This is a genomic window from Xanthomonas prunicola (assembly GCF_002846205.1).
Lineage (GTDB): Bacteria > Pseudomonadota > Gammaproteobacteria > Xanthomonadales > Xanthomonadaceae > Xanthomonas > Xanthomonas prunicola.
Genome location: NZ_PHKV01000006.1, coordinates 73,765 through 92,038, shown reverse-complemented (window position 1 = coordinate 92,038; position 18,274 = coordinate 73,765). Strand labels below are relative to the sequence as shown.

The 18,274-nt window shown below is 65.5% G+C and carries 18 protein-coding genes and 2 pseudogenes; 13 read left to right on the top strand and 7 right to left on the bottom strand.

What is annotated here, in order from left to right; genetic code table 11:
- Window positions 1-278 precede the first annotated feature (278 nt).
- The gene (locus XpruCFBP8353_RS17290; protein ID WP_101364302.1) at window positions 279-749 is read right to left on the bottom strand and encodes an NUDIX domain-containing protein; all 471 of its coding nucleotides are present in this window, start codon (window positions 747-749) and stop codon (window positions 279-281) included.
- 232 nt (window positions 750-981) lie between these two features.
- Here XpruCFBP8353_RS17290 and XpruCFBP8353_RS17285 point away from each other — a divergent pair, with 232 nt between their 5' ends.
- The 3 genes from XpruCFBP8353_RS17285 to XpruCFBP8353_RS17275 all read left to right on the top strand — a co-directional run bounded on the left by XpruCFBP8353_RS17285 (window position 982) and on the right by XpruCFBP8353_RS17275 (window position 3,090).
- On the top strand, window positions 982-1,638 hold the full coding sequence (locus XpruCFBP8353_RS17285) for an SDR family oxidoreductase (protein ID WP_101364357.1): 657 nt from the start codon (window positions 982-984) through the stop codon (window positions 1,636-1,638).
- Window positions 1,639-1,747: 109 nt separating this feature from the next.
- Window positions 1,748-2,782 carry a M4 family metallopeptidase gene (locus XpruCFBP8353_RS17280; protein WP_101364301.1) on the top strand — a complete coding sequence of 345 codons (1,035 nt, stop codon included), beginning with the start codon at window positions 1,748-1,750 and terminating at the stop codon, window positions 2,780-2,782.
- The gene (locus XpruCFBP8353_RS17275) at window positions 2,779-3,090 is read left to right on the top strand and encodes a protealysin inhibitor emfourin (RefSeq protein WP_101364300.1); all 312 of its coding nucleotides are present in this window, start codon (window positions 2,779-2,781) and stop codon (window positions 3,088-3,090) included. The genes XpruCFBP8353_RS17280 and XpruCFBP8353_RS17275 overlap by 4 nt, the downstream gene beginning before the upstream one ends.
- Before the next feature lie 301 nt (window positions 3,091-3,391).
- On the opposite strand, the gene XpruCFBP8353_RS17270 is transcribed toward XpruCFBP8353_RS17275, so the two are convergent.
- Window positions 3,392-3,832 (bottom strand): SRPBCC family protein, encoded by a 441-nt coding sequence (locus tag XpruCFBP8353_RS17270; protein ID WP_101364299.1) that lies wholly within the window; start codon window positions 3,830-3,832, stop codon window positions 3,392-3,394.
- Between the two features lie 299 nt (window positions 3,833-4,131).
- On the opposite strand from XpruCFBP8353_RS17270, the gene XpruCFBP8353_RS17265 reads away from it, so the two are divergent.
- The gene (locus tag XpruCFBP8353_RS17265; RefSeq protein WP_101364298.1) at window positions 4,132-5,301 is read left to right on the top strand and encodes an HDOD domain-containing protein; all 1,170 of its coding nucleotides are present in this window, start codon (window positions 4,132-4,134) and stop codon (window positions 5,299-5,301) included.
- A 553-nt stretch (window positions 5,302-5,854) separates the two neighbouring features.
- Here XpruCFBP8353_RS17265 and XpruCFBP8353_RS17255 read toward each other — a convergent pair.
- Both XpruCFBP8353_RS17255 and XpruCFBP8353_RS17250 read right to left on the bottom strand, forming a co-directional pair.
- On the bottom strand, window positions 5,855-8,149 hold the full coding sequence (locus tag XpruCFBP8353_RS17255; protein WP_101364296.1) for a PAS domain-containing protein: 2,295 nt from the start codon (window positions 8,147-8,149) through the stop codon (window positions 5,855-5,857).
- 335 nt (window positions 8,150-8,484) lie between these two features.
- Window positions 8,485-9,450, bottom strand: a complete 966-nt coding sequence (locus XpruCFBP8353_RS17250) for a hypothetical protein (protein ID WP_101364295.1) — start codon at window positions 9,448-9,450, stop codon at window positions 8,485-8,487.
- A gap of 162 nt (window positions 9,451-9,612) precedes the next feature.
- Between XpruCFBP8353_RS17250 and XpruCFBP8353_RS17245 the strand changes: the two genes are divergently transcribed.
- From XpruCFBP8353_RS17245 to XpruCFBP8353_RS23855, 5 genes and pseudogenes are all read left to right on the top strand, one after another.
- Window positions 9,613-11,133, top strand: a complete 1,521-nt coding sequence (locus tag XpruCFBP8353_RS17245; protein WP_101364294.1) for a helix-turn-helix transcriptional regulator — start codon at window positions 9,613-9,615, stop codon at window positions 11,131-11,133.
- A 133-nt stretch (window positions 11,134-11,266) separates the two neighbouring features.
- Window positions 11,267-11,455, top strand: coding sequence for a CsbD family protein (locus tag XpruCFBP8353_RS17240; protein WP_101364293.1), 189 nt, complete (start codon window positions 11,267-11,269; stop codon window positions 11,453-11,455).
- A 720-nt stretch (window positions 11,456-12,175) separates the two neighbouring features.
- Window positions 12,176-12,355 (top strand): hypothetical protein, encoded by a 180-nt coding sequence (locus tag XpruCFBP8353_RS23860; RefSeq protein WP_162301098.1) that lies wholly within the window; start codon window positions 12,176-12,178, stop codon window positions 12,353-12,355.
- Window positions 12,330-12,581: pseudogene (locus XpruCFBP8353_RS24375) on the top strand (SUMF1/EgtB/PvdO family nonheme iron enzyme); the annotation flags it as partial. The gene XpruCFBP8353_RS23860 and the pseudogene XpruCFBP8353_RS24375, both read left to right, overlap by 26 nt.
- Window positions 12,490-12,999, top strand: a complete 510-nt coding sequence (locus XpruCFBP8353_RS23855; protein ID WP_341475818.1) for a formylglycine-generating enzyme family protein — start codon at window positions 12,490-12,492, stop codon at window positions 12,997-12,999. The pseudogene XpruCFBP8353_RS24375 and the gene XpruCFBP8353_RS23855, both read left to right, overlap by 92 nt.
- A 61-nt stretch (window positions 13,000-13,060) precedes the next feature.
- On the opposite strand, the gene XpruCFBP8353_RS17225 is transcribed toward XpruCFBP8353_RS23855, so the two are convergent.
- Complete coding sequence (locus XpruCFBP8353_RS17225; protein WP_101364291.1) at window positions 13,061-13,687, bottom strand: dihydrofolate reductase family protein; 627 nt, start codon at window positions 13,685-13,687, stop codon at window positions 13,061-13,063.
- A 328-nt stretch (window positions 13,688-14,015) separates the two neighbouring features.
- Here XpruCFBP8353_RS17225 and XpruCFBP8353_RS24665 point away from each other — a divergent pair, with 328 nt between their 5' ends.
- The 3 genes from XpruCFBP8353_RS24665 (at window position 14,016) to XpruCFBP8353_RS17215 (ending at window position 15,125) form a co-directional block, all read left to right on the top strand.
- Window positions 14,016-14,153: a hypothetical protein gene (locus tag XpruCFBP8353_RS24665; protein WP_407071317.1), complete on the top strand. Its 138-nt coding sequence runs from the start codon at window positions 14,016-14,018 to the stop codon at window positions 14,151-14,153.
- Between the two features lie 91 nt (window positions 14,154-14,244).
- Window positions 14,245-14,412, top strand: coding sequence for a hypothetical protein (locus tag XpruCFBP8353_RS24660; RefSeq protein WP_407071316.1), 168 nt, complete (start codon window positions 14,245-14,247; stop codon window positions 14,410-14,412).
- A 116-nt stretch (window positions 14,413-14,528) separates the two neighbouring features.
- Window positions 14,529-15,125, top strand: coding sequence for an NAD(P)H-dependent oxidoreductase (locus tag XpruCFBP8353_RS17215; protein WP_101364290.1), 597 nt, complete (start codon window positions 14,529-14,531; stop codon window positions 15,123-15,125).
- Window positions 15,126-15,200: 75 nt separating this feature from the next.
- On the opposite strand, the gene XpruCFBP8353_RS17210 is transcribed toward XpruCFBP8353_RS17215, so the two are convergent.
- A complete protein-coding gene (locus XpruCFBP8353_RS17210) occupies window positions 15,201-15,920 on the bottom strand; it encodes a hypothetical protein (protein WP_243391151.1) in 720 nt (239 codons plus the stop codon).
- Between the two features lie 130 nt (window positions 15,921-16,050).
- Window positions 16,051-16,702, bottom strand: a pseudogene (locus XpruCFBP8353_RS17205) (glutathione S-transferase family protein).
- 372 nt (window positions 16,703-17,074) lie between these two features.
- Between XpruCFBP8353_RS17205 and XpruCFBP8353_RS17200 the strand changes: the two are divergent.
- Window positions 17,075-18,154 carry an ATP-grasp fold amidoligase family protein gene (locus tag XpruCFBP8353_RS17200; protein ID WP_101364355.1) on the top strand — a complete coding sequence of 360 codons (1,080 nt, stop codon included), beginning with the start codon at window positions 17,075-17,077 and terminating at the stop codon, window positions 18,152-18,154.
- Window positions 18,155-18,274: the final 120 nt, after the last annotated feature.

Here is an 18,274-nt window from a genome sequence, read left to right as displayed (position 1 = left end):
GCCAGGCGTTGCGGCGGTAGTTGCTGCTGGGCGCAGTGAGCTGTTCCGGCACCACGGCCGGGCCTTGCGGATAGAGCGATTCCATTCGTTTCCCCTGATGAGTGGCCGGGCACCACGCAGGCGTTCGGCATCCCGGCCGTGCGATTCGATCCACCGGGCGTGCTGTCCCCTCGCCCCGGCAGCGCAGAAAATAGCCGAGCGCGGCGACAAAATCCACGTGGCGCGGACGAGGCGGGGCACGCCCGCGGCGCGATCGCCTCAGCGCCGCTGCCACGCGGTCATTCGCGCGTGGCAGCGCGCTCGGCCTGCACCTGCCGCACCGCCTGCACGGCCGAGCGGGTCAATGGGGTGGGTAAGGCATCGAGTCCGAACCAGCCGAGTTCCAGCAGCACCTGCGGCTCGCACAGCACCGCGTGTTCGGAACCCTGGATGCTGGCCAGGTACACCGGCGCCACCCAGTGTTGCGGCGGGTCCATGTCCGGTTCGAAGTGGCTGACCACGCACAGCACGCGCTGCGGGTGCACCTGCAGACCGGTCTCTTCGAGCACCTCGCGCACCACGGTGGCCTCCACGGTTTCCATCCAATCCACCTTGCCGCCTGGCAGGCCCCAATGGCCTTGCTCGGGCGCACGCCCGCGCCGCACCAGCAGCAAGTGACCATCGGCCCGCTGGATGAAGGCGCCACAACCAACGCGCGGGCGTAACTCGGAAGACATCGGCATCAGCGACTCTCGCAGACTCTGGTACACCAGTGTCCTAGATGTGGCGGCTACGGGGAATGCTGGCAGGCATGTTCGATCGCCACATGCCCAGTCGTTTGAGGATCGCCATGCATGGAGCAATCGCCGTGGCGCGCAGCGGCGGATGCCTGCGCATTGGCGTTATGTCAGTGATGGTCTGCAATAACGCCGCCTTAGCACCGCATTGGCCAGCATGATCGCCTTTCCGCGCCATGCTGGCGCGCTGCTGTTGGAGAAGGGCATGTCTCGAATTCTTGTCATCGGCGGCCACGGCAAGGTGGCGCGCCTGCTCACGCCGCTGCTGGTGCGTGGCGGGCATCAGGTCACTGCGCTGTTCCGCAACCCTGCACACGAAGACGACGTGATTGCCGATGGCGCCACGCCGGTGGTGTTCGACATCGAACACGCGCAGAACGATGGCATTGCCGCACAACTGGCCGGGCACGCTGCGGTGGTGTGGTCGGCCGGCGCGGGCGGCGGCGATGCGGCACGCACCTATGCGGTGGATCGCGATGCGGCCATCCGCTCGATGCATGCGGCCGAGCAGGCGCGCGTGCGTCGCTACGTGATGGTCTCGTATCTCGGTGCCGGGCTGGAACACGGCGTCGGGCCGGACGATGCGTTCTTCGCCTATGCGCAGGCCAAGGGTGCCGCCGATGCGCACCTGCGCAGCACCACGCTGGACTGGACCGTGCTGGGTCCCGGCCGGCTCACCTCGGATTCGCCGTCGGGCGGCATCACGCTCGACCCGGGCAGCGACACTGACGGTGGCGTCTCGCGCGGCAACGTGGCACAGGTGATCGCTGCCGTACTGGCAACGCCGGCCAGTATCGGCAAAACGCTGGGCTTCATCGACGGCCAGACACCCATCCCGCAGGCGCTGTCGCAGCTGGAATGAACGCAGCACCCTGCGCGATCCACACTGCACGCGGTCACCGGCGCCGGCTAACGAATTCCTAAAGCCCGCGCCCGCATAGTCGCGAGCGCAGCCATTGTGGAGGTCGCTCATGTCCGCGTTCGCCAGCCCGGGCCGCGCCGGGATTCTGCCGCCGTCTCTGCTCGAACACGTGGCGCAGGCGGCGCCCGCGCATGCGCGTCAGTGCGCGGTGCTGTCGCGGCAACTCATGGCGCAGCTGCGGCAGCAGCGCGCACTCGGGCTGCTGGCACGCGCCGATGCGCAGGCTGCAGAAGCCGAGGCAAAACAGGCTGCCGGGATGGTGCAACGACGCATTTCCGATACCCAGCACGGCGCCACCCTGCCCGGCACTCTGGTACGCGACGAAGGCGCCGCGGCTACGCAAGACGTGGCCGTGACTGAAGCCTACGACTCCCTGGGCGCCACCGGCGATTTCTTCCAGACCGTTTATGGACGCGATTCGATCGACTTCAAGGGAGTGCCGCTGATCGGCCCGGCGCATTACGAGCGCGGCTATGACAACGCGTTCTGGAATGGCGAGCAGATGGTATTCGGCGACGGCGAGGTGTTCAACCGCTTCACCATCGCCATCGAGGTCGTCGGGCACGCGCTCGGCCACGGGGTCACCGAGCGCCGCGCCAACCTGATCTATCAAGGCCAGTCCGGCGCCTTGAATGAGTCGGTTTCGGATGCGTTCGGCGTACTGATCAAGCAGTACACGCTGCGCCAGAGCGCCGACCAGGCCGACTGGATCATCGGCGTGGGCCTGCGCTCGATGCAGGCATCTGGCAGCGCGTACGATGACCCGGCGCTGGGCAACGATCCACGGCCGGCCACCATGGCCGGTTATGTCGACACGCAAGAGGACGATGGCGGCATGCACCACAATGCCGGCATTCCTAACCACGCGCTCTATCGTGCCGCCGTCGCGAGCGGCGGTGCTGCGTGGGAGAAGACCGGGCGCATCTGGTATCGCGCGCTCACCGGCGGCAAGCTGGCCGCCGGTGCGGACTTCGCCACCTTCGCCGCGCTGACCGTCAACGTGGCCAGCGCCGACGACGGCGCCCCCAGCAGCGAAACCGCCGCCGTGCAGCAAGCCTGGCGCGACATGGGTGTGCTCGCATGAGCCCACAACGGCCACCGATAGAGCCGGGCGTGACCTTGCGACTCGCACGCGAGGGCGGCGTGGCGGCCTTTCCGGCCATGCGCCGCGAGCGCCAGCTGGTGATGGATGCGCTGGACGAGACGCAGCGGCTGCACCTACGTAGCGTGCTGGATCAGTGCATGGTGCATGCGCTGCCGGCCCCGCAGGCCGGCGGTGGCGACCGTCGCTATTTCAGCATCGTCTGGGATGGCGCCAGCGAGCCGCTGCGCATCCCCGAAGAACATGCGCCAGCCGAAATCGTGCGGCTATGGAAGCAGGGCACGCTGTAGCGCAGATCGACCGCCACAGGGTGACTTGCAGGCTTCGCTCTACAGCAACATGGGTGAGGCGTGCCGTATTGACCTCGGACACAAACGCAGACACCGCGCAGCGCGCGGTGTCTGTCGGTAAGCGAATGTGGTCCAACTGCGGATGCCTGCACCCTTTAAGCTGCCTAGATGCTCTAGGGCTGCACAGCTGGTGACGCATAGTGGCGCCCACCGCGTTAGCGCGACGTGCAGCGCAGAGGTCAGTCTGAAGACATGCCGCTCATCGCTGCACTGCACCAAGCACGCGGTGCGCGGCGCCCGGTCAATTCTCCGGATGCGCTTCCACCAGATGCGCCAGCAGCATCAACGAATCTTGCCAGCCCAGGTAGCAAGCATGCAGCGGAATCTGCTCGGGTATGCCTTCCTGCACCACGTGCAGATCGGTACCGCACGGCAGCGCGTGCAACTGCACCGTGGTCACCATGGTGCCGGGCAGCGACGGGTCGTCGAACGCATCGTCGTAGCGCAGCAACGCATTGGGTTGCAGCGTGCGGTAGGTGCCACCGAACGCGTGCCGCTCGCCATTGGCGAAATTGGTGAAGGCCATGCGGAAGGTGCCGCCGACATGTGCCTGCAAATGCTCGACAGTGCAGGTGAACCCGTTCGGCGGCAGCCACTTGACCACCGCATCGGCTTCGAGGAAAGCGCGATAGATCCGCTCGGGGCTGGCACGTACAACGCGGTGGAGCGTGACGGTGGACATAGGCACTCGCTTGGGCAGAGGACGTGTGTACATGCTAGCGATGAACGAACCTCTGCACACCATGGCAGGCGATTGCCTGCCTGCATCAACGCTCTGCCCAAGCAGCGTTCGCTCGGCGAGGTATCGGTTGGCCGCATTCGTGTGCGATGCATTGCAGCGGACGACAACGCGCGAGGTGCCTTGCTGCACGTTCGAACCGGTGCATCCGCCAGCACATCGGCAGCGCGCGGGCATCGGCGCACATTGCCGCCGCGACCGGCTTCGCGGATAGTCGCAGCACTGCTCAGACGATTTCTTCCATGATGCTCGCGACCTTGTTGTTGCTCGCCGCCGGACTGCTAGGTGCCGTTGTGCTCGCTGGCGGCGTCTGGTGGTTGCTGGCGCGCCGCCGTGACGCCAAGGCCGATGACAGCGCGCCGCCGCTTGCCGTCAGCGCGCCCACCGCACACGCGTCGCCCTCGCCGATCGCACCGGAACCACTGCCAGCCGCGCCGCCGCCGCAACCAGCGCAGCGGCCCACCGCACAGCCACTGCAGATAGAACCACCGCCGATGCGCCCGCTGTTGCGGCGCATGTATGCGGCGGTGATGGCCACGCCCTCGCTAGCCGAGGGCACGCTGCCGACCGACCCTGCGCAGGCGGAGGTGCTGGCCGCTGTCGGCGCCGCGCTCGAACATGTCGACCTGCGCCCGCAATTGCTGCCGCGCCGCCCGCACCTGTTGCCGCAGCTGATGCGTGCGGTGAACGACCCGGACGCTTCCGGTCGTGGCATCGCCACAATCATCGCGCAGGACCCGGCGCTGGCGGCCAACCTGCTGCGCATCGCCAACAGCGCGCTGTATCGCCCGCAAGGCGGCCCGCTGGAAAGCCTGGAGCGTGCGGTCGTGCATATCGGCACCGAAGGCGTGCGCCAGATCGTCGCCGCGGCCGTGATGCAGCCGGTGTTGAGCCTGGATGGCGGCCTCTACTCACGCCTGCCCGCTGCCGTGTGGGATTACGCACTGCGTACCGCCACCGCCGCAGCCGCCTATCTACGCCAACGCGGCGGCGACACCTTGTCCGGTCAACTCGCCGGCTTGCTGCAGGGTCTGGGCGCGATCGTGATCCTGCGCGTATTGCGCGACACCTACGCCGAGCGCCCCGGCGTGCCCTACAACCTGGAGGTCGCCGCCGCCCTGGTCGAACGCCATACCGCTGCAGTGGCCAAGACCATTGCCACTGCCTGGGACCTGTCTGCGCAACTCAGCACCGCGCTGGACGAACAGCGCCCGGAACACGACACCACCCTGCTCGCGACCTCACTCGGCCTGGCCCTGCGCTACGGCCGCCTCGCCGCCGCCCTGGCCATGCTCGCCCGCCACGGCGCCGAGCATGAAGACCACGCGCTCAGCATCCTGGCCACCCTGGAGCCGGACAGCGAGGCCAACGCCGCACTGTGGCAACGGCTGGTGGCTGCGAGCGTGGAGTAATGCATTTCGACGGCGACCGCGACGCATCCTTGACCGATCTCGAGGACCTCAACGAATGCATCTGTCGCCGCGACCAGTCATGTTTCATGGATTTACTGCACACGATCTTGGGAGACAAGAACAAGATTTTTTTCTGGATCCAGAACACCTTCAGCCACGAAACTTGACTAGAGGTTGTCCCATGCGGGTAAAGATGCGATCCAGATGCGTGAGCGGCACACGCTCTGCTTTCCTTTTGTTCTCACTGCATTGACAGCCTGTGCCATGCAGGCCAATCGGCAATTGGATACGAGCTCTTGAAAATCACAACGAGGCGTCGATCTCGAAAAAATATTCGCATCCAGATGATGGCATCCGCAAAGGCTGTCATCTATGTCGGCATGCGCAAGGAAGATGTGCTCACGCTATTGGGTCCGCCCGATGATTCCGAAGACGCTGGGAGCACACCCACCGATGTGTACCACCTTGGCATGTCTCCATACGCAGGAGACACCCAGGCATACGACCTCACATACAAAGACGGGAAAGTGGTTAGTCACCATACCGTGCAAGGCTAAACGGGTGTCTGCGCGCGGGCGATTCCTGCCGGCGCACTCATGCCGGCGGAGATCAACTCCTTCACCCGCGCGGTCAGCACGCTCACGCTGAACGGCTTGGTCAGCACCGCCATACCCGCTTCCAGATGGCGGTGGTCCAGCAAGGCGTTCTCGGCAAAGCCGGTGATGAAAAGCACCTTGAGCCCGGGGCGGTGGGTGCGGCCGGCGTCAGCCATCTGACGGCCGTTCATGCCGCCGGGCAGGCCCACGTCGCTGATCAGCAGATCGATGCGCGCATCCGATTGCAGCAGGCCCAGGCCGGCCACACTGTCGCCGGCTTCGATGACGGTATAGCCCAATTCCTGCAATACCTCGCCCAACAGCAGACGGATGGCCGGTTCGTCGTCGACGATCAACACCGTCTCGCCGGCATCGGTGGGCGTGAGTTGCAGCGGATCGGCATGGGCATCGGGCTGCGTTGCATCGCCCAGATGGCGCGGCAGATACAGGCACACACTAGTGCCCTTGCCCACTTCCGACTGGATCCGCACCTGCCCGCCGGATTGCTTGGCAAAGCCATAGATCATCGACAGCCCCAGCCCGGTGCCTTCGCCCAGCGGCTTGGTGGTGAAGAACGGGTCGAACGCGCGCGCCACCACGTCCGGTGGCATGCCGGTGCCGGTATCGCCGACGCATAGCCACAGGTACGGGCCCTGGCGCATGCCCAGTTGCCGTTCCAGGTCGTGGTCGATCCAGTGGTTGCCGGTCTCGATGTGTAGCCGCCCGCCATCGGGCATGGCATCGCGCGCGTTGATGCACAGGTTGAGCAAGGCGTTTTCCAGCTGCGAGGCATCCACCAGTGCGGGCCACAGCGCGGCATTGGGGGTGTAGTCCACCTGGATGCCCGGGCCCACCGTACGCTGCACCAGCTCCAGGATACCGGCGATCAACTGGCTGACGTTGGTCGGCTTGGGCAACAAGGTCTGCCGCCGCGCAAACGCCAGCAAGCGGTGCGTCAACGCCGCTGCGCGCGTGGTGGCGCTCTGCGCAATCCCCAGATAGCGCGGCAGCTCCGCAAAGCGCTGCTGCTCCAGGCGCAACGTCATCACTTCCAGCGCGCCGGAAATACCGGCCAGCAGATTATTGAAGTCGTGCGCCAGCCCGCCGGTGAGCTGACCCACCGCTTCCATCTTCTGCGATTGGCGCAGCGCCTCTTCGGCCGCCATCAACTCGCGCGTCCGCGCGGTGACGCGCTGCTCCAGCGTCTGGCTCAGGTCGCGCAGCGCGGCCAACGCACGGTCGCGTTCTTCGGACAGGGCGTGGCGTGCGTCGATATCCAGCAGCACGCCGGGAAACCGCAGCGGCGTGCCGTCGGGCGCATGTTCCACACGACCGTTGGCTTCCAGCCAGTAGTAATTGCCGTCGCGGCGTCTGACCCGGTACTGGTGCGCATACGCACCGCCACGCGCAATCGCCGTGCCGATCGCTGCGCGCAGGCCATCGCGATCGTCCGGGTGCACCGTGGCGATGACCTGCTCCAACGGCAGGCCGGTGCGGCTGATGGACGGGTCGAAGCCGAAGGTCTCGGCAAAGGCCTCGTCCACCGAAAACGCATCGTTTGGCAGGTCCCAGATCCAGGTGCCGATGATCGCGCCGGCGGCCAGCGCCAGCTGCACGCGCTCGGCATTGCGGCGCGCGACGGTCTCCGCTTCCAGCGCGCGATCGCGTTCGCTGGTACGGCTCACCACTTCATGCACCAGATGCGTGTTCTCGTTGCTCAGCATCGCGTTTTGGATCTCGCGATCGCGTTCGGCCGCCACCTGTGCAGTCGTTTCGATGGCGATGTTCAACAGCCCCACGATGCTGCCGTCCTCTCCACGGATGGGCGAGGCGGTGGCATTCCAGTAGGTGGTCTCGCGCACGCCGTTGCGCACCATCGGCAACGACACGACGCCCTGGCCGTAGCCGACGCCGGTGCGCATCACCTGCGCAAAGTCCTCGGCGATGGGCGCATAGGTTTCGCCCCAGACCTCGGCCACCGGTTGCCCCAATGCGCGCGGATGGCGGTCGCCCAACGAGCGCAGGTACACATCGTTGTAGAGCATGCGCAGGTCCGGCCCCCACAGCACCGCACCCAGCAACTTGGCGTTGAGCACCATCGATAACGCCGAGCGCAGCGATTGCGGCCAGGTCTGCGGGTCGCCCAGCGGCGTGGCCGCCCAATCGTGCGCGCGGATCGCCGCGCCCATGACGCCGCCGCCTGACAGGAACTCCAGACCGTTTGGCTCGATGGCGGGGTGCGCTGTGCTCACGTGATGGCGGCCGTGCCTGGTTGGAAGTGGCGCATTGTGGCATGCGCTCCTGCACGCGATGTGCCGTGCCCGTGCAGTGTCATTGCCTGCAGTCCGGTGGCGGTGTGGCTGCAGCCGACCAGGCCTGCCGGTGCCCACGCCAGCCCCACCGCCACACATAGAAAAACACCGGGCCATCCCTGGATGGCCCGGTGCCGAGCGAGTCGCGGCATCCGTCGCCGGAAGGGTTGCCCCTGCACCTTGCGCAGGTCCTGCGCCCTGTCGACAGCGCCGGCTTGCGCACGGTGCCCAGCTGCAGGCCACGGTTCCCCACCGTGTGCCTTCCACGCAAGCGCTTACACCTCGACGATCGGGTCGCTGCGGCGGCCGAAACGGCCCGCACCAAACGCGATGCCGGCACCCAGGATCAGCAGCACCAGAGTGGTCCAGGCCGCGCGCGACACGCCGCGGGCGGCCACATCACCGGCCTGGCGGGCCTTCTGCTCGGCCGTGCGCTTGAGCGATTCGTACTGCGCCACGGCCTTCTGGTAGCTCTGCGCGTAGTTGTCGGCAATCTGCTCGGCCTGCGCGCGCGACTTGCCGGTGCGCGCGACGATCAGGTTGACCAACGCATCGCGGTCGGCGGCATCGATGGCCGGCTTGGCCTGGGCACGTACGCGGTCGAACCAAGCGGCCAACGCATCAGACGCAGCCTGCGGGGTCTGCGCCACGCCGGTGGCGGTGGCCTTGCCGTCGTTGCTTACGGATTCGGCCTGGTTCTTCAGACGCTCGGGATTGAGCTCGGCCTTGCCGGTCTGGCGCAGCACGGTGTCCAACTGACCACGCAGGTCACCCCAATCCAGCGCGATGCCTTGCTGCTTCAGTTCTTCCTGCACGCCATTGCCTAGCGCCGGTGCGGCGGCGGCAATGCCCTGGCCCGTCAACGACAAGCCCTTGCCGACCACGCCCGACACTGCGCCCACGGCGCTGCTGGCCAAGGCGGCAACCAGCCAGGTGGCGATCAACGACGTCACCGCCCAGCTGAGCAAGCCGTGCATGCCGCCACGCACCGTGGCCAGACGGCCGGCGACGAACGCGCCCGCCGCAATCGAAACCAAGGTGCTCAATGCCAGCCAGATGCCAGCGCCGGCGCCCAGGCCGCTGACCGGGTTGGCTTCGCGCAACGGATCGATGGTGGCCGCGCCGATCGCGGTGCCCAACACGCTCAGCGTCAGATAGGTCACCAGCGCAATGGTGCAGCCGGCGAGTACGGCGCCCCACGACATCTTGGGGGCGTAGGAAGGACGGACAAGCTGTGCCATGGAATGGCCTCATTGCAGTGAAAGTGCGGCCAGTGTGGAAGCGGCGCCGGCGTGACGCCTGAGCCGGATGCACCAGTGCAGCTAGTGCATTCGCGTCAGGCAGCCGCTACCGTGAGCGCCCACTGTTGGTCTCTACCGCCGTTGTTTGCCCGAGGGTCACCCATGTCGTCAGGCAGTGAAGCCACACCTCCCAGCAGCCCGCCCAGTTCCACCAATCGCCGCCAGTTGCAGCAGATCATCACCGGCTTGAGCGAAGGCGTGATTCTGATCGAGCCGGATCAGACCATTACCTGGGCCAACGAGGCTGCGCTGGCCATGCATGGCGCCAGCGAACTCTCCGAGCTGGGCGCCACCGTCAGCGACTACCGCGCTCGCTTCCAGCTGCGCTATCGCAACAACCATCGCTTGAACGCCGGCACCTACCCCATCGACCGCGTCATTGCAGGCGAAGTCTTCAATGACGTTGTTGTCGAAGTGTTTCGCGCCGACACCGATGAGCAATGGGTGCACCGCGTGCGCAGCCTGGTGCTGACCGATGCCCAAGGCGAACCCGATTGCCTGGTGCTGATCGTGGCCGATGCCAGCGATTGGGCCAGCGCCGAGCAGCGCTTCGAACGCACCTTCAACGCCAACCCCGCGCCGGCCTGCATCTGCCGGCTCGACGACAAGCGCTATATCAAGGCGAACCAGGGCTTTCTGGAAATGACCGGCTATACGCGCGAAGCAGTGGTGGGCAAGAGCGTGTTCGAGGTCGATGTCCTGGAAATGGCCGACCGCCGTGAACTGGCGCTGGAGCGCCTCAATGAAGGGGCCACCATTCCGCAGATGCAGGCCGAACTCAGCCTGCCCGACGGCACTACCAAACTGGTGGTGGTGGCAGGCCAGCCGATCGAAATCGGCGAAGAAGCCTGCATGCTGTTCACCTTCATGGACCTGGAACCGCGCCGCCGCGCCGAAGTGGCGCTGCGCCAGAGCGAAGAACGCTTCGCCAAGGCGTTTCGTATCACCCCGGTGCCCACGCTGATGTGCAATGCCGAAACCTTGCAGATCGTGGAAATAAACGACGCGGTGTCGCAGATCACCCAGTACGCCACCGAAGACATCGTCGGCAAGCCCATCGATGAAATCGGCCTGTTTCCCAGCCGCCACGCATACCAGCAGTTCTATCGCGCGTTGCAGGAAAGCGGCAGCATGCTCAATGTGGAATACGCCATTGCGCGCAAGGATGGCGAACAGCTGGATTGCCTGATTTCCGCCGAGACCGTGAGCATCCACGGCGTGCAATGTTATTTGCTATCGCTGATGGATATCACCGACCGCAAGCGCACCGAGATGGAGCTAGTCACTGCCATCGAAGCAGTGATGCAGGATGCCTCCTGGTTTAGCCAGACGCTACTGGAAAAGCTTGCCAATGTGCGCCGCGCCAACCGTCCCGATCAAATCGGTGGTTGCGGCATCGCCGAGCTCACCGGCCGCGAACGCGACGTGCTCGGGCTCATTGCCGAAGGCCTGGCCGACAAGGAAATCGCTCAGGAACTGGGCGTATCGCCCAATACGGTGCGCAATCACGTGGCCGCGCTGTATTCCAAGATCGACGTCCACAGCCGTGGCGAAGCCATCGTGTGGGCGCGCGAACGCGGCGTTGCCGGTCGCAGCGCAAAATCGTCCACGCGCAAGAAATAATTGCATGCAGCTGGCGCGAATGCACTAACGCATTTAGTGCATTCGCAACTGGGGCCTCCGGACACAAGCGCACATCATGCTCACACCGGCACGCACAAACTGGCCGGGTTCCCCAAACTACGAGAGACATCCCATGGATAAGAACCGGATCGAAGGTGCTGCCAAGCAGGTCAAGGGATCGGTCAAGGAAGCCGTCGGCCGCGTCACTGGCGACAAGAGCACGGAATTGGAAGGCGTAGCCGAAAAGAATGTCGGCAAGGTGCAGCGCAAGGCCGGTGAAGTCGCCGACAACGTGCGCGACGCTGTCAAATCGACCAAGTAAGTCGATTGCGCCACCGTCAGGCGGATACCTGCCTGGCTGTAAACGCTGTATTTTCCTGCATCGCGTACATCACACGCGGTGATGGAGCGCAAACAGCCGTGATTGCCAACGCCCCGACGTGTTCGGGGCGTTGGCATTTGTGGGAGATGGATCAGTCGTAAAGCGTGCAGAGGTTGTCGCATTGGCATGCGTACCGAAGTTGCATGCACGCCCGATGCACGGTCCATTTTCTTCTGGCTACGTCAGATTAGGTACGTGGCTTGCGTCTCCGCGATAGCTGCTGTTGCCTGACCCTATGCTGCTGGCGGTACTCCACCTGTGGTTTTCCGTTTTTCTTCTGGCTACGTCAGATTAGGTACGTGGCTTGCGTCTCCACGATAGCTGCTGTTGCCTGACCCTATGCTGCTGGCGGTACTCCACCTGTGGTTTTCCGTTGGCCTCGTTGGCATACAGAGCGCCCAGCGTCAGCCGCCCGCGCCTTATGCCCCTGTGGCGCCACTGCGCTTCAGGTATCGCCAAGCGGTATCGCACGACTGAGCGAGGCGATGACGTGGCTCGCTGCAACAGCCCTGCATCGCCTTGAACAAGTGCACGTACCCCACCGATGGGCACGATGCCCGCAGGCGAGTTCCTGATGGGCAGCACCGAGCCACGCATCGGCGATGGCAGCCACCCCCTGCAGAAGGCCCGCCGCACCGCGTGCACGTGCAGGCCCTCCGCATGGCGCGCGATGAGACCACGGGGGCGCAGCTCCGCCAGTTCGTTGTTGCAGCTGGCGACAAGATGCAGGACCGCTGCTGGACATTCGACCACCAGGAGAGCATCACGCTCACCACTATCGCGTGGGACGCGCCGACGCACGCAGCCACGGACGATCACCCTGCGCTGTGCGCGACCTGAAACGATGCCACTTGCCCATGTGCAGTGGCTCGCGCAACGCACCAGCCGCCGCTTCCGCCTACCGAGCGAAGCCGAATGGAAATACGCCGCACGGACCGGCACCACCATCACATACGCGTCGGGCGATACGCCCGATGCGCTGCGCACCTTCGCAAACATGCAAGACCGCCGCTTCAAAACCGCTGCACAGCGCGACGATGCACTGGACATGCTGGTCACCGACTGCGACAACGGCGCCGACTACACCACTATGGTCGGCATGTACCCCGCTAACGCATTCGGGGCTGCACGACATGATGGGCAACGTTGCCGAATGGGCGGCCGACTGCCAGCACCCGGACTACCAGGGTGCACCCACCGATGGCAGCGCCTGGCGCGACGGCTGCGAGACAGAAGGCGACGACTTCATCACCCGCGGCGGCAGTTTCGCCGCCTCACGCCAAGTGCTACGCAGCGCATCACGCACCATGCGAGCGGCACCAACGCCAGCAGCCTGGGCGAAGGCTTCCCCATTGCAGAAGACATCGGCACCTACACGGCAAGCCCATGCACCGATGCCGGATTCGTGGCGGCGCTGGAAGCAGCGCAGCGGCGCGCGCGTGAAAGGCGCGCGTGAAAGGCGTGCGGGAGAGGCGACGCGGTGAGTGGTGGCGTCGGCCGCGATGGAGTGCATGGGGTTAGAGCAAATGGGTTCCGTTGCCCCTCTCACACCACCCGATACGTCTGCGCCATACATCCACTCGGGAACGTCTTGCTGTCAACCAGGGTAAGCGGCCGTGGTGCGGGCAGGTCGCTGAAGATGGGCAGGCCCTTGCCCAGCACGATGGGGTAGATGCCGAGTACGTATTCGTCGACCAGGTTGTGGGCGATGAGACTGCGCGCAAAGGCCGCGCCGCCGTGAGCGATGATGGGCTTGCCGTCCTGGGCTTTGAGGTGGGCGATGTCGTCGGCCAACGCACCGCTGGCAACGGTGGCCTGAACCCAGCTGTCGGCGCCGGCGTGCAGCTGCGTGCCTGCTGTCTGTGCAAGCTGCGCGCGTGCGGCGGCCAGTGCGGTGACGGCGGCCTGCAACACGGCTGGGCCCTGCGCGGAGAACACCGCCTTGGGAATCTGGTTCATGGGTGGTGCGAACGGTGAGGTGGCCGTGGGCCAGAAGCGGGCCATGCCCTGAAACACGCGGCTGCCCATGATGTGCAGGCTGGCGTTCCAGGCATTCTCTACCTTCCAGGCGATGGCAGCCTGGTCGCCGCTGAAGATCCAATCGACCTCTCCCGCCGGGCCGGCGACAAACCCGTCCAGCGATACGGACATCGTCAGTTTCAACTCACGCATTGCGCTCTCCCCTATGAAGTACCCCGATGCGGGGTGGGTGGTCGTGGAGTTTTCGGATTTACGCTCGCCACCAAGGAGGTGGCCCGGCATGCGGCACGTGTGCCTCAACAGCGCAGCGCCGTTCGCAGGCTAGCCGCAGGACTCGTTGCACAGGCAGCATCGCATGTTGCTGATGCGGACGTGCGCATGGATACCGGTCAGGAAGATGCACGCCCTCGGCCGGCTCTGGCCGCGGATGCTTGCTTTGCGTGCAGCGATCGCCAAGCGGCCTGATCGACCACGCGGATGCTGCACGTGGGCTAGGATCAATGCATATAGGAGGAGCACCATGGACAGGATCACCGCCATTGCGCGATGCATCGTGCTGGCAAAGTTACCGCTGTGCATCGCCGCGTGTGTGCAGCCGGCGGATGCACAAAGCATGCGCTCTGCCAAAGGACATTCCGCCAACGCGGCAACCATATAACTCGATGGCGCGCACACCACGCCCTTTAGCTGCGAGCAATACCGCACGCACCCGCATTCGGGCATGGTGGTACTGCAAAGGCATCGAGAACATGATGCTGCGTCACGAGGCGCGCAACCAGGGGCGCCCCGCTCCGTCGGAGTCCATCAACGCGCTGCCGGATCTGGGCGACGATGCGCTGGTGCACGATGAGCGCCAGCATCACCTTGGCGCTGAGGAAGGGCACTGCGAGGAAGCGCACTGCTCCGCTGCAGCGTGACGCGCGCTACGGCAGTGCGGTGGGCGCGCTGTCACGTGCGTTGTTGCCAGCGCGAGCGATCCTCTTCTGCACTGATTGCAGTCTCAATTTCTACATTCTTTGGAGCCAGCCAGCGTATGCATGCCCTTATCGTTGTCGCCCATCCCGAGCAGCGCTCGCATACGCACGCAGTGGCGGCGCAGATCGGGCAGGCGCTGTTGGCCTCTGGCGGGGCGCATACAGTCGAGGTGGCGGACCTTGCGCAGGAAGGCTTCGACCCGCGCTTTACGCTGGCCGATGTGGCGCTGTTTTCGGGTCAGGCCGGGGCGCCGCCCGATGTGGCGGCCGAACACGCGCGGCTGGACCGGGCCGATGCGCTGGTGCTGGTGTTCCCGATCTATTGGTGGTCGTTCCCGGCGCTGCTCAAGGGCTGGATCGACCGGGTGTTTACGCTGGGCTGGGCGTTCGATGAAGACGCCAACGGCAAGATCACCAAGAAGCTGGGGCGTCTTGGTGTGCACGTGGTGGCGATCGGCGGTGCGGACGAGCGCACCTATGCGCGGCATGGCTATTTCGGTGCGATGAAGACGCAGATCAACCACGGCATCTTCGACTTCTGCGGCGCGCCGGTGCGCACCACGGAGTTGCTGACAGTGCCGGACCCTGCATTCCCGCAATCGCATCTGGCCACCGCGCGCGCGGTGGGTGAACGGGTGTTTGCTGAGAGCGTGTAGCGAACGCTGCAGAGCGGCGTGCTGCGATCCTGCAGCCACGCGGACAATCGCCGATGTATCTGCCACCGCAGCGGGTTATTCGAATGGCCTTGGCGACGGCTGCCGGTTCTTGGCGAAGGTCTGGTACAGCGCTGCGGCGCGCTCGTCGGCGACGACGTTTTCGATGCTGCTCAGCCCCTTCGCGGCGATGGCCGCGGCGGCCTTGCCGTCGCCCAGCAGGTAAGCCAGCCGCAGGTACGCCGCGCTATCCACCAGATTCTTGTGCGCGGTGTCGCTGGCGTAGACCTCCGAGAGGCCGTAGTAGGCGTACAGGTTTCCGGCGGCTGCGGCCTTGCTCAGGATCGCCAGGCCCGGATGGAAGCGACCGCTCACTGCCGTTCTGGTGCCATGGAGCACCGTTGCCACGCTGTTGCCCGCTTGCGATTCGGCCTTTAGCTGGGCCAGGTCCATGCGGTCCAGTCGCGCGCGTTCGGCGTGCGAGGGGTAGCCATGGGCGAGCAGCCACTGCGCTTCTGCTTGCGAATTGGCCACCAACGGGCTGCTGATCGGGCAGGCGTATGCGCCACGCTGGCATCGGTAGTGCGCTGTGTCCGCGCCGGTTGCAACGGAACGGGCAACCGAGGCTGGCGTGGGCTTGCCTGATGCGGCGGTGCGGTGGGCCGCGGGTGCGTTGCGGCCGGGCGCACTGGCTGTTGCTGCGGCATCGGCATCGGCGTGGGGGTGGTGCTGTGCGCGTGCGCAGCCGGCCAAGGCCGTTGCAACGATGGCCGCGAACAGGATGGCGGTCGGTTTCATTTCACTCTCCCTGTGGGTGCGGTGACCAGGGCAGAGGCCCGTCATCGCCGCCGTTGCGCGTTGCGAGGCGTGCGCACCTTGGCGTGCGGCGACGAGGTGGTCAAGACCGATGCCGCCACGCGGCAGGCGATCAGGCCGGTGGACCACCGTCGCCGTTGATCGCCCATTGCGCGGCAAACGCGCGTTGATAGGCCGGCCGGCTTTCGCCACGGGCGACGTAGGCCTGCAGGTTGGGGAAGGCATCCAGCAGGCCGGTGAGCTTGATGCGGATCAGCACGGAGATCATCAGCAGGTCGCCGGCGCTGAAGTCGCCCCAGCCAGGGGCTGTCGCCAAGATGGGCGCTCAGATGCTGCAGGCGGCGGTTGATGCGTTTTTGCAGCAGCGGCAAGCGCTCTGCCATCCAGGGTTTGTCCGCTTCCAGCAGCAGGGCGTTGCCCAGTTCCAGCATCGGCGGCTCGACGGTGTTGAGGGCGGCGAACATCCAGGCGATGGCACGCGCACGGGCGTTGTCGTCGTGCGGCAGCAAGCCGGGATGGCGCTGGGCGATGTGCAGCACGATGGCGCCGGTTTCGAACAAGGCCAACCCCTCCTGCTCGAAGGTGGGGATCTGGCCGAACGGGTGGATGGCTAGGTGCGCCGGTTCCTTGAGCGCGGCGAACGGCAGCAGGCGCACCTGGTAGGGCTGGCCCGCTTCTTCCAATGCCCAGCGCACGCGGGTGTCGCGGGCCAGGCCCCTGCCGCCATCGGGCGAGCGCTCGAAGGCGGTGATGGTGATCGTCATGGTCGAAAGACTCCCCGTGGCCCGTAGCTGAGGGTCTAGCGTACGCCGCACAGTTCGCGGCTGACCGCGCGCACCGGCCCGGCCGTTGTAGGCGACCTCAACCTTGGCGGTGGCGACCACTGCCGCCCCGCCAACACCGGGCACGGCGCCGCCCGTCCGAATCGCTTTTGCGACGCACAACGGTCGCGGCCGGTTGCCCGGCTGACGGCGTGTTTTTAGGCGCAACCCGCCCATCCCTTGCGCAATCAGGCCGATTGAGACGTTTTTCCATCTTCGTCTCCTTCAACAGGTATACCGTGCGTTGAGTCACATATTTTTGTGATCTAAATCACATTATTGCCGGAAGGGGGAACTGTCATGGTCGATCAAGGGATGGGGTTGCAGACGCAACTGATCGGAGCACAGAGTTCGGCGGTGGGCCGGGGGTGGGCCGCATTGTTCCCCCGCCTGGCTGCACCGTTTGGCGACATCCGGCCGGTGCGCCTGCCGCAGGCGCCCGCCCCTCAACCACGCCGGCCTACCCTCAAACGCGTGTTGCGCAAGGGTGCGCGTTACCTGGTGCGCACCCTGCCCTGGCGGCATCAGGACCGGCTGTATTTCCTGAACACGTTCGGGCGGCTGCCCAATCTGTACCACCCCACCTGCTTCAACGAAAAAGTGCTGTACCGCAAATGCGTGTACGGCGATTACCCGCTGTATCAGCGCCTGGCGGACAAGGTGGCGGTGCGGCCGTATGTGGCGGCGCGGATCGGCACTGCGCATCTGATCCCGCTGCTGCTGGACAGCACCAACCCCGACGATCTGCTGGGCCTGCCGCACTGGGCACAGACGGTGATCAAGGCCAACCACGGTGCGAGCATGGTGGAGGTGGTGCGCGATGAGCCGGATGCGGCACAACGGCAGCGCATCGTGGCGCGTTGCAAGGACTGGCTGCGCACCGACTTCTCCGACATGGTGCGTGAGATCCATTACCGCGATATTCCGCCGCGCATTCTGGTGGAGCAGTACATCGGCGATGCGCAGCAGGTGCCGGTGGACTACAAGTTCCACATGTTCCGCCAGACCGATGGCACGTTCAAATACGTGTTGCAAGTGATTTACGGCCGCTTCGACACGCCGCAGCTGTCGATGACGTTCTTTGTCGACAACCTGCACACGCCGTTCCACCGCATCCGCGACGACGGGCGCGCACCACCGTGTGCGCCGGAACTGTTGGAGCAAGCGCTGGAACTGAGCAAGGTCATGGCCAGCGACTTCGATTACGTGCGGGTGGATTGGTATATCCAGCACGGCAAGGTGTATTTCGGCGAACTCACGTTTACTCCGGGCGCCGGCTTGGTGACCGGGTTGGACCGCGGGCTGGACCGGATGATGGGCGATATGTGGGTGCAACGGCGCGCACCTGAGGAACCGGGCTTGCCGATGCAAGGCGTGGGCGTGCCGCTGTGGTGAGGACGGAGATGACACGACGGCCGCACCGCGACACGCTGCGTGTGCACTCCACACGGCCGCCCGCGCGCGCCGTGCCAGGATCGAAACGTGTAGAGCGCAGCAGGGCAGCGCCTGCTCGGG

Coding starts and splice junctions, on each gene's coding strand:
- XpruCFBP8353_RS17285 (WP_101364357.1), top strand. CDS start 982: ATGTCTCGAATTCTTGTCATCGGCGGCCACGGCAAGGTGGCGCGCCTG.
- XpruCFBP8353_RS17280 (WP_101364301.1), top strand. CDS start 1,748: ATGTCCGCGTTCGCCAGCCCGGGCCGCGCCGGGATTCTGCCGCCGTCT.
- XpruCFBP8353_RS17275 (WP_101364300.1), top strand. CDS start 2,779: ATGAGCCCACAACGGCCACCGATAGAGCCGGGCGTGACCTTGCGACTC.
- XpruCFBP8353_RS17270 (WP_101364299.1), bottom strand. CDS start 3,832: ATGTCCACCGTCACGCTCCACCGCGTTGTACGTGCCAGCCCCGAGCGG.
- XpruCFBP8353_RS17265 (WP_101364298.1), top strand. CDS start 4,132: ATGATGCTCGCGACCTTGTTGTTGCTCGCCGCCGGACTGCTAGGTGCC.
- XpruCFBP8353_RS17250 (WP_101364295.1), bottom strand. CDS start 9,450: ATGGCACAGCTTGTCCGTCCTTCCTACGCCCCCAAGATGTCGTGGGGC.
- XpruCFBP8353_RS17245 (WP_101364294.1), top strand. CDS start 9,613: ATGTCGTCAGGCAGTGAAGCCACACCTCCCAGCAGCCCGCCCAGTTCC.
- XpruCFBP8353_RS17240 (WP_101364293.1), top strand. CDS start 11,267: ATGGATAAGAACCGGATCGAAGGTGCTGCCAAGCAGGTCAAGGGATCG.
- XpruCFBP8353_RS23860 (WP_162301098.1), top strand. CDS start 12,176: ATGGCGCGCGATGAGACCACGGGGGCGCAGCTCCGCCAGTTCGTTGTT.
- XpruCFBP8353_RS23855 (WP_341475818.1), top strand. CDS start 12,490: ATGCGCTGCGCACCTTCGCAAACATGCAAGACCGCCGCTTCAAAACCG.
- XpruCFBP8353_RS17225 (WP_101364291.1), bottom strand. CDS start 13,687: ATGCGTGAGTTGAAACTGACGATGTCCGTATCGCTGGACGGGTTTGTC.
- XpruCFBP8353_RS24665 (WP_407071317.1), top strand. CDS start 14,016: ATGGACAGGATCACCGCCATTGCGCGATGCATCGTGCTGGCAAAGTTA.
- XpruCFBP8353_RS24660 (WP_407071316.1), top strand. CDS start 14,245: ATGATGCTGCGTCACGAGGCGCGCAACCAGGGGCGCCCCGCTCCGTCG.
- XpruCFBP8353_RS17215 (WP_101364290.1), top strand. CDS start 14,529: ATGCATGCCCTTATCGTTGTCGCCCATCCCGAGCAGCGCTCGCATACG.
- XpruCFBP8353_RS17210 (WP_243391151.1), bottom strand. CDS start 15,920: ATGAAACCGACCGCCATCCTGTTCGCGGCCATCGTTGCAACGGCCTTG.
- XpruCFBP8353_RS17200 (WP_101364355.1), top strand. CDS start 17,075: ATGGGGTTGCAGACGCAACTGATCGGAGCACAGAGTTCGGCGGTGGGC.